This window comes from Hydrocoleum sp. CS-953 (assembly GCF_002260545.1).
In the GTDB taxonomy this organism is placed as follows: Bacteria; Cyanobacteriota; Cyanobacteriia; order Cyanobacteriales; family Microcoleaceae; genus Trichodesmium.
The window spans coordinates 18,989-32,719 of record NZ_LGSU01001500.1 but is presented as its reverse complement, the minus strand read 5'-3'; the positions used below and the strand labels follow the sequence as shown (position 1 = coordinate 32,719).

The 13,731-nt window shown below is 40.2% G+C and carries 3 protein-coding genes; all 3 read left to right on the top strand.

Going from position 1 to position 13,731, the window contains the following annotated elements; all coding sequences use genetic code 11:
• A partial coding sequence (locus AFK68_RS34235; protein WP_143438601.1) for an ATP-binding protein occupies window positions 1–1,925 on the top strand: 1,925 nt, incomplete at its 5' end.
• 474 nt (window positions 1,926–2,399) lie between these two features.
• On the top strand, window positions 2,400–7,808 hold the full coding sequence (locus AFK68_RS34230; RefSeq protein WP_371357701.1) for an AAA family ATPase: 5,409 nt from the start codon (window positions 2,400–2,402) through the stop codon (window positions 7,806–7,808).
• A 486-nt stretch (window positions 7,809–8,294) separates the two neighbouring features.
• Window positions 8,295–13,712 (top strand): ATP-binding sensor histidine kinase, encoded by a 5,418-nt coding sequence (locus AFK68_RS34225; protein ID WP_094678884.1) that lies wholly within the window; start codon window positions 8,295–8,297, stop codon window positions 13,710–13,712.
• Window positions 13,713–13,731 lie beyond the last annotated feature (19 nt).

Here is a 13,731-nt window from a genome sequence, read left to right as displayed (position 1 = left end):
AGGCTCGTTCAATATTTAGCATTCTTCTGGCCAATTTCTGCTTGAACCATTTTACCTTATTTCCCAACAACTCTAATATGTATTCTGGTATGTCTGCCGAAGAACAGAGCAATGCTTGGCAGCAAATAGAATCAAATCAGCAGCAGCTCAAAATTTGGTCAGATAGTTGTTCGGAAAACTTTTTACATAAATATCTTTTAGTTGAGGCAGAACGATATCGGTGTCTAGGGCAAAAACTAGAAGCAATTGAGCTATACGATCGCGCCATAGCAGAAGCTCAAGCTAACGAATATATCCAAGAAGAAGCTTTGGCAAACGAAATGGCAGCCAAATTTTACTTAGACTGGGGTAAGGAGAAATTTGCAGTCGGATATATGCAGTCAGCTTACAGTTGCTATGCTCAATGGGGAGCTAAAGCTAAGACTGACCAACTTGAACAAACTTATCCTCAACTCCTAACGCTTATCCTCCAAAAATCTTCTCAGTCTGTTTCTACTCAAACAGATTTTCCTAGTTCCTCCCAATCTCTCGGCACTTTTACCAGCATGACTTCTGCATTCGATTTGGCTTCTACTATCAAAGCATCCCAGGCTATTTCTGGAGAAATTGAATTCAATGTCTTGGTATCTAAATTAATGCAGATTCTAATTGAGAATGCAGGAGCTAACAAAGGAGTCTTATTGTTAAATAACTCTGATAATTGGGAAATAATCACTCAATACAATTACGAAACTTGTCACACAAGCACTATTTCCCAAGAGCAAACCGAAAACCTACCCTATACAATTATTAATACTATCAAACGGACGCAAAAGACCTTAATCATTAACAACTTGGAACAAGACAATAACTTCACCACTGACCCATATTTGCTCGAACAACAACCCAAAAGTATCCTTTGCAGTCCCATTCTCAACCAAAGAAAATTGATTGGCATTCTCTATCTAGAAAACAACCTCGCTACAGAAGCTTTTACTCCAGAACGCATAGAAGTTCTTAACCTGCTGACCGCCCAAGCAGCAATATCCATCGAAAACGCCAGACTTTACCAGGAGTTAGAAACTAAAGTTGAGCAGAGAACGCAACACTTGCAACAAACCTTGCAAAAATTACAACAAACCCAAGCTCAACTTATTCAAACTGAAAAAATGTCTTCTTTAGGTCAAATGGTAGCAGGAATTGCCCATGAAATCAATAATCCCATTACCTTTATCTCAGGTAATATCACTTATGCTCGCGAATATGTCCAAGACTTACTAGAGCTGCTCAACCTTTACCAGGAAAACTCCTCCGCTCCTAGTGATGCTATACAAGACAAGTTACAAGAAATAGAGCTAGAATTCTTATATGAGGATTTAGAAAAACTGTTTGATTCTATGCAAACAGGAAGCGAGCGCATCAGCCAAATTATTCTGGGTTTACGCAACTTCTCACGTCTGGATGAATCCCAAAGAAAGCAAGTAGACATCCATGAAGGATTAGAGAACACCTTAATGATTTTGCAACATCGCCTCAGAGGAAATGACTCCCGCCCAGATATTGTTATAGTTAAAAACTATAGTCAACTACCTCCAGTTAATTGTTACGCCCGTCAACTCAATCAAGTGTTTCTGTCTATTCTCACTAACGCCATTGATGCTTTAATTATCTCGGAAGCGCAAGAGTATCCTAAAATTAGTATCACTACTCAAATGCAGAACAACCAGACTATCAGGATTTGCATTGCTGACAATGGGCCAGGAATGAGCGAAACTATTAAGCAACGTATTTTTGACCCCTTCTTCACGACCAAACCAGTTGGTCAAGGAACAGGACTGGGGTTGTCTATTAGTTACCAAATAGTCACCGAGCAACATGGAGGAAAATTACTGTGTATTTCTCAACTGGAAAAAGGTACTGAATTTATCATAGATATTCCAAATTAAGCGGATTTGATATAAAGCTCTACTACAAACAAATAGACATTTCCGACAATCAAAAATCAAATCAATTATAGCAGTTTTCATGTTTTTTAGAGTACAGAGATTTGAGTTTAAAGGAAGAAGGAAGAAGTTTTGTAGTCTACCTTTGTGAAAACGGCTATATTTCTATCTACTCCGTAGGGACGTTGCATGCAACGTCCCTACCCCCCCCCTTTCCCGGAGATGTCTAATGATAATTCAAGCAAATTTTGAGGAAGTCAAATTTTATTGAAACTCTAGTGGCGCGTCAAGCTTGAAAATGTAAAACCTAACCCCCTAACCCCCTTCCAGGGAAGGGAAGGGGGGATATCTCACCTTCCCTGGAAGGAGAGGTCTTCGCTCGTGGCTGCTCAAACACCCACAATTTTAGTCTAGACACGCTAGTAGGTAAAAATGTAGTAAAATTATAAGAATTATCTTTTCTGAATTTTTCTGGTGATGATGATGCTCAACTTACCTGGTTATCAAGAAACAAAGCAAATATATACTGGAACACGCACCTTGGTCTATCGAGCTATCCGAGCAACTCCTCGGCAGCTAGTAATTGTCAAAGTATTACGCAACTCCCACCCTAACTTTAATGAGCTAGTTACCTTCCGCAACCAGTACATCATCACCAGTCACCTCAAACATCTAGCAATTGTACAACCTCTGGCCTTAGAACGCTATAGTAACGGTTATGCCTTAATAATGGAAGACTCAGGAGCGATCGCCCTCTCTGAGTATTGGCCAAACTCAGAACAAACTCTCAGTAGTTTCCTCCACATTGCTATCCAACTAGCAGAAGCTCTCCACTATCTGAGTGGACAACGTATTATCCACAAAGACATCAAACCCAGTAATATTCTCATTCACCGCAAAACCAAGCAAGTCCAACTCATAGACTTTAGTATTTCTACCTTACTACCTACTGAACAACAACAACAACTCAACCCAAATGTTCTGGAAGGCACTCTGGCTTATATCTCCCCGGAACAAACCGGACGCATGAACAGAGGTATTGACTATCGTACCGACTTCTATTCTCTAGGAGTAACATTCTTTGAACTGCTTACAGGAAAGTTACCGTTTGATGTAGATGATCCAATGGAATTAATCCATTGTCATATTGCTCAAAAAGGCGAATTTCCCAAAGAAGCTCAAGTACCAGAAGTAGTGCAAAGCATTGTCCTGAAATTGATGGCGAAAAATGCCGAAGACCGTTATCAGAGTGCCTTGGGTTTAAAGCACGATCTAGAGAAATGTTTGCAACAGTTAGAAACTACAGGAAAAACTAGATCGTTTGAGTTAGGAACGCGGGATGTATGCGATCGCTTCCTCATACCTGAAAAACTCTACGGACGGGAAACTGAAGTACAAAAGCTACTTGATGCCTTTGTTCGCCTAGCGTCTCCGCAGGAGAAACGAGTTAGTAATCCCCCGTTACCCCCTTTGAAAAGGGGGAGAAGGGAGGAAAAGAAGGGAGAAGGAAGAGCAGAAATGATTTTAGTAGCAGGATTTTCTGGGATTGGGAAAACGGCTGTTATCAATGAAGTTCATAAACCCATAGTGAGGCAAAGAGGCTATTTCATCAAAGGCAAGTTTGACCAGTTCAATCGTAACATACCCTTCTCTGCTTTTGTGCAAGCTTTCCGAGATTTGATGGGTCAATTGTTGAGTGAATCCGATGCCGAGCTAACCAAATGGAAAATCAAAATCCTAGAGGCAGTAGGAGAAAATGGGCAAGTGCTGATAGAAGTGATTCCAGAGTTGGAAAAGATTATCGGTAAACAGCCACCAGTACCTGAATTGTCTGGCAGTGCAGCACAGAATCGCTTCAACCTACTGTTCGGCAAATTTATGAGGGTATTCACCACAAAAGATCATCCCCTGGTAATTTTCCTAGATGACTTACAGTGGGCAGACTCGGCATCATTGAACTTGCTGAAGTTATTGATGAATGAGTCGGATAGTGGTTATTTGCTAGTATTGGGAGCATATCGTGACAATGAAGTATTCCCGGCTCATCCATTGATGCTGGCACTTGATGAAATTGATAAACAGGGAGCCAATATCAAGACTTTGACATTAGCTGCTTTAGAGCCAGTGGATATTACTCGTTTAGTTGCTGATACCCTGTTGTGTACAATAGAAATTGCCACACCATTGTCTAAATTAGTCTATCAAAAGACTAAAGGAAACCCATTTTTTACCACCCAGTTTTTGAAAGGGTTACATGAGGATGGTTGGATTAAATTCGATCAGGAGGTAGGGTATTGGCAATGCGATCTGACACAGATACGACAGTTAGCTCTGACAGATGATGTTGTAGAATTTATGGTCGGGCGGTTGCAGAAACTATCAGCAGAAACTCAAAATGTACTGAAGTTGGCAGCTTGTATTGGCAACCAGTTTGACTTAGGGACTTTGGTGGTTGTATGTGAAGAAAGTCAACAGGAGGTAGCTACAAATTTATGGGCAGCACTACAAGAGGGTTTGATAATTCCCCAAAGCGAAACCTATAAGTTTTTCCAGGGAGAACAGTTTAAGGAGCAAAGTGTTGATGATATTGCCGTTGGTTATCGTTTTTTGCATGATCGCGTTCAACAAGCAGCTTACTCATTAATTCTAGAAGAAGAAAAACAAACAACCCATTATCATATTGGACAACTACTCTTCAAGACAACCCCTAAGAATAAACTTGATGAAAATATTTTTGCGATCGTCAACCATTTCAACTTGGGTAGAGAGAAAATTGATTCTGTGCAAGAGCAGGAGCAACTGATCTATCTTAATCTTGTAGCTGGACGAAGAGCTAGAATTTCATCTGCCTACGAAGCAGCTACATATTACTGCCAAACTGGACTACAACTCCTGAGTGCTAATGCCTGGGAGCAAAACTTTGCCATTGTGCTAGAAATACATCTTGAAGGAGCGAACTCAGCTTCCTTAATGGGTGAATTTCAGACTGTCGATCGCCTAGTTGCGACTATTATTCACAACACCACAGATATCCTCGAACAAGCCAAAGCGATCGCCATCCAGATTCAATCTTTAATTGGACGGAGCAACTTGACAGAGGCAATAAAAGTTGCGCGGACACTCTTGGAATCCTTAGATGTAGAATTACCAGAGCCAGATTCAGCTATAATGGAATCTGCCCTAGCTAACATTAAGTCTCAATTAGCTAAAATTGACGATGTTGCTAATCTAGAACCCATGAGCGATCCCAAAAAGCTAACAGCAATAAACATTCTCAGCACTATAGCTTCAGGTGCCTATATTGGCGCTCCAGAATTGTACCCATTGATTGTTCTCAAGCAAATTGAGTTATCTCTACAGTTTGGTTACGCTGCTGAGACAGGTTATGCGTTTTCAACCTATGGATTAATTCTTTGTTTGAATGGGGAAATAGAATCTGGAAATCATGCTGGAAGTATTGCTTTACGGTTAATGGAATTGTCTAAAAGCAATGAGTATAAAGCCAAAATTTTCAACCTCGTCTATCCATTTGTGCGAATTTGGCAAGAACATTTGCAAAATGCACTTAACCCATTACTAGAGGGATACCAAGCTGGATTAGAATCAGGTGATTTAGAGTTTGCTTCATACTGTATTTTTAATCATTGCTTACTAGCTTACTTTTCTGGAGAAAATTTACTAGAACTTCGACAAAAACTGGATGACTATGGTGTAGCACTCGCTCATCTCAAACAGTCTATCGCTCTCAATTTCCATCAGATTGAACAACAAGCTGTTTGCAACTGGCTAGGAGAAAGTGACGATCTTACAATGCTTATAGGGAATGTTTATAATGAAACAGAGCGTCTTCCTCAACATCAAACTGATGGAGATATTTGCTCCATTGGCAGCGTCTACACCCAAAAAGTGATCTTGAATTATCACTTTGCTGCACCAAATATCGCTCTAGAAACTGCTAAGTTAGCTGAATCTAAAATTGCTGGTGTTGCGGGAACGGCAATGCTAGGTGCCTTCTATTTTTATCACGCTCTAATTCTGCTAGCAAACTCCATACCAATTGCTGAGGATCTTGAAAAACTCAAGCAATGGGCAAAGTTAGCGCCAAGTAACTATTTGCATAAATTGAATCTAGTGGAAGCTGAAAATTGTCGCTTACTGAACAAACCTTACGAAGCAATGGAACTATACGATAGTGCTATAGAGATTGCTCAAAAAAATGAATACATTCAAGAAGAAGCTCTAGCTAACGAACTAGCAGCCAAATTTTACTTAGACCGGGGTAAGAAAAAAACTGCAGCCTTCTATATGCAAGAAGCCTATTATTGCTACGCCCGTTGGGGAGCAAAAGCCAAAACTGACAAATTAGAACAAACTTATCCCCAACTCCTAATTCCTATTCTCCAACCACAACAGCAGGAATTAAATTCCTTGGAAAATCTAGAAAGTCTTACCGAAAAATTAACATCAATTACACACAGTAAAACCACGAAGACGGGAGTATCTGAAACCTTAGACTTAGCTTCCATCCTTCAAACAACTCAAGCGCTATCAAGTACCATTGAACTTAATCAACTACTGGCAGATATTGTAGAGATTATTCTCATTAATGCTGGGGCTGAGAAAACGGCATTACTCATTCGCGAAAATGACGAATGGCAAATACGAGCAACTGCCGAAGTAGCAACTGATGGCACAGTAGAAACCTCAACTACATCCCTTGTACTAACTACAGAAATTCCAGTACCTATACGTTTGATTCAATATGTGAAACATACCCAAGAAACTGTACTCATTAATGAAGGTCAAACCGAAATCACAGGAATTATTGAAGGGTACTTACTAGAGCGCCAACCCCAAAGTGTACTCTGTTTGCCATTGCTACATCAAGGAAACTTAGTCGCTATTTTGTACCTGGAACATTCTACTACCAAAGGAGTTTTTACCTCCTACCGTCAGACCATAGTACAATTTCTCTGTACTCAAGCTACTATTTCCCTACAAAATGCCCTACTCTATCGCCAGGCGACTCAAGCACTCCAAGATTTACAACAAGCACAGTTGCAAATAATTCAAAGTGAAAAAATGTCGGCATTAGGGAACTTAATGGCAGGAGTTGCCCATGAAATTAATAATCCCACAGGGTTTTTAGAAGGCAATATTCAGCCTGCTCAAGAATATGTACAAGATTTACTCGGTTTAATAGATTTATATCAATCAGAATATCCTCAACCAACAGAAGTTATAGCAGAAGAAATTGAAGCGATCGAGTTGGAGTTTATTCGTGAAGATTTACCGAAATTGCTAGGTTCGATGAATGTGGGAGTAGAGAGGATTCGTAATATCAGTAGTAGTTTGCGAACATTTGCTCGCAAGGATCAGGAACATAAGACAAATTTTAATATCCATGAAGGAATTGATAGCAGCTTACTGATTCTCAAACACCGTACCAAAGCTAATGAAAAACGTCCAGAAATAGAAATTCTGAGAAAGTATGAGCAAATTCCTCTAGTCGAATGTTTTCCAGGGCAATTGAATCAGGTATTTATGAATATTTTAGCAAATGCGATAGATGCTTTTGAGGAAGCAAATGTGGGTAAAACATTAGCTGAGATTAAGGAAAATCCCAATCGAATTACCCTTTATACTTCTGTAATAGATGAAAATCAAGTGCAGATCGAAATAGAAGATAATGGTAGTGGGATAAAACCAGAAACGAAAGAGAGAATATTTGAGCATGGTTTTACAACCAAAGGAGTAGGGAAAGGTACAGGCTTAGGCATGGCGATCGCTCATCAAATTATTACGGAAAAACACGGCGGTAAGATTATCTGTGATTCCACAGTGGGAGAAGGTACAATATTTACTATTACACTGCCTAGAGCCTAAAAATCGCCAAATGATACCACTTTTAGGAATTATATCAAATCCGTTGGCTTCGGAGTATTATAAGAAACCGGGTTTATGGGAGATAGATGGTAGGGACGTTCGCATTTTTGTTATGCAACCTCCGTACAAGGGAATTTCATATAAACCCGGTTTCTACCCTTTTTTACACCGATACTACCGGATTTGATATTATCTTATATCATGTCCGGATCAGAGCGTGATAAAAAAACTTTCTCCTTCTTTTCCTGTTCTTCTTTCTTCCCTCCTGACTCCTGTACGGGCGTTAACGATAGTTATGCGAAGCTAACGGCAGTTTCGCTGCGCGACATGTTTGCGGAGCATTCCGTCAGGAAAACGCCCCTACGACTCCTGACTCCTCCATGGTTATTTATTTATCACTGTTCAACCGGACATGATATTACTCCAAAGTCAACGAATTTGATATAAAATCATAGCAATTATCTTTTCTCAATTTAGCTGATAATGATGATACTTAACTTACCTGCATATCAAGAAACAAACCAAATATATACCGGAACACGCACTCTAGTCTATCGAGCTATCCGAAATTCCCCTGGGCAGTCCGTCATTATCAAAGTATTACGCAACCCCCACCCCAGTATCAATGAATTAGTCCAATTCCGGAACCAATATATCATCACCCGTCACCTGGAACATCCAGCCATTGTTAAACCAATAACTCTAGAACGCTATGGTAATGGCTACGCTCTAATGATGCCAGATTCAGGAGCTATCGCTCTTTCCGACTATTGGCAAAACTCAGAGAACACTCTCAGTAGTTTCCTCAATATTGCTATTCAATTAGCAGAAGTTTTCCACTATCTGAGCCAACAGCACATCATTCACAAAGACATTAAACCCGCCAATATCCTCATCCACCCCGAAACCAAGCAAGTCCAACTCATAGACTTCAGTATCTCCAGCTTATTACCTACTGAACAACAACAACTGCTCAACCCCAATGTTTTAGAAGGGACTCTGGCCTATATATCCCCCGAACAAACTGGTCGAATGAACCGAGGTATTGACTATCGCAGTGACTTCTATTCTTTAGGAATAACATTATTTGAACTCCTAACCGGGAATTTACCATTTGATGCAAGCGATCCAATGGAATTGGTGCATTGTCATATTGCGCAGAAAGCCAAGTTTCCAGTAGCAACTCAAGCACCGGAATTGTTGCAAGAAATAGTGCTGAAGTTGATGGCTAAAAATGCCGAAGACCGTTATCAGAGTGCCTTGGGTTTGAAGTATGATTTAGAGAAATGTCAAAAACAGTTAGAAACTACAGGGAAAATTACATCCTTTGAATTGAGAACGCGGGATGTGAGCGATCGCTTCCTCATCCCTGAAAAGCTCTACGGACGAGAAAAGGAAGTTCAAACCCTGCTTGATTCCTTTGAGAGAGTTGCAAATTCCCCCCAAACCCCTTTTGAAAGCGGGGTGAAGGGGAGTGAAGTCAGAGCAGAAATGATGCTCGTAGCAGGATTTTCTGGTATTGGCAAAACGGCAGTTGTCAATGAAGTTCATAAACCTATAGTCAGGCAACGAGGCTATTTCATCAAAGGGAAGTTTGACCAATTCAATCGCAACATACCCTTCTCAGCTTTTGTGCAAGCCTTCCGAGACTTGATGAAACAACTACTGAGTGAGTCAGATACAGAACTGACAAATTGGAAAAACAAGATACTCAAAGCCTTGGGAGAAAACGCTCAACTCATAATTGAAGTAGTACCAGAACTAGAAAATATTATCGGTACTCAACCAGCAATTCCTGAACTATCTGGCAGTGCTGCCCAAAATCGCTTTAACTTATTGTTTCAAAAGTTCATTACCGTATTTACCGCTCCTGAACATCCGGTAGTAATATTTTTAGATGACCTTCAATGGGCAGACTCAGCATCGTTAAACTTAATGAAAGTCTTAATGAGTAGTAGCGAAGGAGGATATTTATTGCTATTGGGAGCATATAGAGATAATGAAGTATTTCCAGCCCATCCGTTGATGTTAAGTTTGAGTGAACTCAAGAAAAATCAAGCTATTATTTCTACCATTACTTTGGAAGCATTAGCTCCAGAGGACATTAATCAATTGGTAGCAGATACCTTGAACTCTAGTCAAGAATTAGCTGTACCCTTAACTGAATTAGTCTATCAAAAAACCCAAGGCAACCCCTTCTTTACAACACAGTTTCTCAAAGGGTTATATGAAGAGCAACTCATTAAATTTAATCATAGTTTAGGTTATTGGGAATGTGACCTAGTGAAAGTTCATAATGCAGCCATCACAGATGATGTAGTAGAATTCATGGCTGGACGTTTGCAGAAATTGTCAGCAGCAACGCAGAAAGTGTTGAAGTTGGCAGCTTGTATAGGAAATCAGTTTGAGCTAGAGACATTGGCAGTAGTTTGTGAGAAATCAATTGAGGAGGTAGCAGGAGATATTTGGGGAGCATTACTTGAAGGGTTGATTTTACCCATAAGTGAAACGTACAATTTTTTTCAAGGTAGTGTCAAACAGACCACAAATGAGACGGTAACAGTGGGTTATCGTTTTTTACATGACCGCGTACAACAGGCAGCCTATTCTTTAATTCCAGATACTCAAAAACAAATAACCCATTACCACATCGGACAATTGTTGCTGGAACAGATACCCCCAGAAGCAAGGGTAGACCACATTTTTGAAATCGTGAATCAATTAAATTATGGAAAAGGCTTAATTATTCAACAAAAAGAACGAGATGAATTAGCCAAGCTAAACCTAATTGCCTGTCGCAAAGCCAGAGCTGCCACCGCTTACCAAGGAGGTCGTGAATATGCTACTACAGGATTATCTTTGCTGGGAGAGGATCTCTGGGAACGTCAATATGAAATGAGTTTAGAATTCCATAACTTAACGGCGGACTTGGCTTCACTCTGCAATGATTTTGAAGCTATGGAACAGTACATTGAAAAGGTAATTACACAGACATATACTTTATCAGAACAGGTGAATGTTTACCGCATTAGAATTCTATCTAATGTTTCTCGAAGTCAACCGACTCAAGCTATTGCCATTGCCCAAGAATTCTTACAAAAGTTAGGTGTCACTTTTCCAGAGGAACCTACAAAGGAGGATATTAAACAAGCAATTGCAGAAGTTGAAACACTAATTGGAGACAGGGAAATTAAAGAATTGATTCACCTACCTCAGATGACAGAGGTTGAAAAAATCGCCATTGTTGAGATTAGTAACAGCATCATGCCAGCAGCTTCCATGTCTGGCTCTATCTTATTTCCCTTATTGGTTTCTTTGTCAGTCAAGCTCTCCATTCAATATGGAAATATATCAGTTTCAGCTTTCGCTTATGCTGCCTATGGGATAATTGCTTGCAATATCAAGCAAGATGTGGATGTAGGGGTTAAGTTTGGTCAATTAGCACTCGATCTCGTTGCAAAAATGGATGCTAAAGCTGTTAAACCCCAGGTATTATGTGTGTTGGGATACTTCATTTTACACCGACAATTTCACATCAACACAACACTACCAGTGCTGAAAGAGGGTTATGGAGTCGGGCTAGAAGTGGGAAAGGTAGAAGATGCGGGATATAATGCTCAAACCATTTGCTACAATTCTTTTTGGTGCGGTAAGCCTCTTGTGATATTGGAGCCGGAAACTCGTACTTACTGCCATGCTCTAGTGCAATTGAATCTATTAACCACAGCTAGTAGGTGTCGAATCCATTGGCAATGTATGTTGAATTTGCTGGGAGTTGCAGAAAATCCAACTATCTTGTCTGGTGAAGCTTTCCAAGAAGTTGAGTCTCTAGAATTGCTAAAAGCGCGTCAATTTGCTGCGTTGTATTTCTTCTATATATATAAGCTGATGCTTGACTATTTATTTGAAGAAATTGAATCAGCTCAAAACCAGGCAATTGAAGTCAGAAAATATTTAGTGGCAGGTGTCGGACTCATTGGTGAACCAGTGTTTTATTTCTATGATTCTTTGACGGCTTTAGCAGCTTTAAGTTTAAAGTCTGGGGAAACATCAGAAATCTTTGCACAAGTAGAAGCCAACCAAGCAAAACTGCAACAGCATTGGGCGAATTATGCTCCCATGAATTATCAACATAAGGTAGATTTGGTAGCAGCAGAAATTTGCCGAGTTAAAGGACAAAAAGCAGAAGCAATAGAACTTTACGACCAGGCTATAGCAGGAGCAAAAGAAAATGAATACATCCAAGAAGAAGCACTAGCTAACGAACTAGCAGCCAAATTCTACCTTGAGTGGGGCAAAAACAGAGTTGCTGCCGACTATATGATTGAAGCTTACTATTGCTACGCCCGTTGGGGGGCAAAAGCAAAAACCAACCAGCTCGAAACAAAATATTCTCAACTTCTCACCGCCATCTTGGAAACAAGAGAAACTGGTAATTCCTATAACAATTTCATCTCTAGTCAAGCCTCAGATACAGTCACTAGCACAACTCTTTTCCTAGACCATACCTCTGCTATCAAAGCCTCCAGAACTATATCTGAAGAAATCGAACTTGATGCATTGCTGTCTAAGTTAATGCAGATTTTAATTGAGAATGCGGGGGCTAACAAAGGAGTTTTATTGTTAAATAAGCCTGATAATTGGGAAATTGTTGCTCAATGCAATAACAAAAGTTGTGATATAAGCATTATTTCCCTAGATCAAACCGATACCATACCTCGCAGCATCATCAATACTGTGAAACGAACTCAAAAGACACTGCTACTCAACAACCTCGAACAGAACAACAACTTCAGTGCCGATCTATACTTGCTCAAACAACCACCTAAAAGTCTCCTCTGCACTCCCATGATTAACCAAGGAAAACTTATTGGCATCCTCTACCTGGAAAACCATCTCACCACAGAAGCGTTCACTTCAGAGCGACTGGAAGTTCTTAAGCTCCTTACCGCTCAAGCCGCCATTTCCATTGAGAACGCTAGACTTTACCGACATCTAGAAAACTATAGCCATAACCTAGAACTTAAAGTTCAACAGAGAACCCAAGAACTCCAAGAGAACAACCAACACTTGCAACAAACCCTGGAACAATTGCAGCAGACTCAAACTCAACTCATCCAAACCGAAAAAATGTCTTCTTTAGGTCAAATGGTAGCAGGAATTGCCCATGAAATTAATAATCCCATCACCTTTATTTCAGGCAATATCAGTCACGCTCGCGGGTATGTCGAGGACTTACTCGACCTGCTCAACCTTTACCAGGAAAACTCCGTCCCCAGTGTTGTTATACAAGACAAGTTACAAGAAATAGACCTAGAATTCTTATGTGACGACATAGAAAAAATCTTTGATTCTATGCAAGTAGGTGGCGATCGCATTCGCCAGATTATTCTCGGTTTACGCAACTTCTCACGTCTCGACGAATCTCAAAGAAAGCAAGTAGACATCCATGAAGGATTAGAGAACACCTTAATGATTTTGCAACATCGCCTCAGAGTTAATGGTTCCCAACCAGATATTGTCATAGTGAAAAACTATGGTCAACTACCTCCAGTCAACTGCTACCCCAGTCAACTCAATCAAGTGTTTCTGTCTATTCTCACCAACGCCATTGATGCTTTAATTATCTCGGAAGTGCAAGAGTGTCCTAAAATTAGGATCGCCACTCAAATACAGAACAACCAGACTATCAGGATTTCCATTGCTGACAATGGGCCAGGAATGAGCGCAACTGTTCAGCAACGTATTTTTGACCCCTTCTTCACGACCAAACCAGTTGGTCAAGGAAAAGGACTGGGGTTGTCTATTAGTTACCAAATAGTAACCGAGCAACATGGAGGAAAATTAAGGTGTATTTCTCAACTGGAAAAAGGTACTGAATTTATGATAGATATTCCCATTTAACCTAGTCATTGTCATTAGA

What these genes read in the sequence shown, in the direction of transcription:
- AFK68_RS34230 (WP_371357701.1), top strand. Translation starts at nt 2,400, where the DNA reads ATGATGATGCTCAACTTACCTGGTTATCAAGAAACAAAGCAAATATAT.
- AFK68_RS34225 (WP_094678884.1), top strand. Translation starts at nt 8,295, where the DNA reads ATGATACTTAACTTACCTGCATATCAAGAAACAAACCAAATATATACC.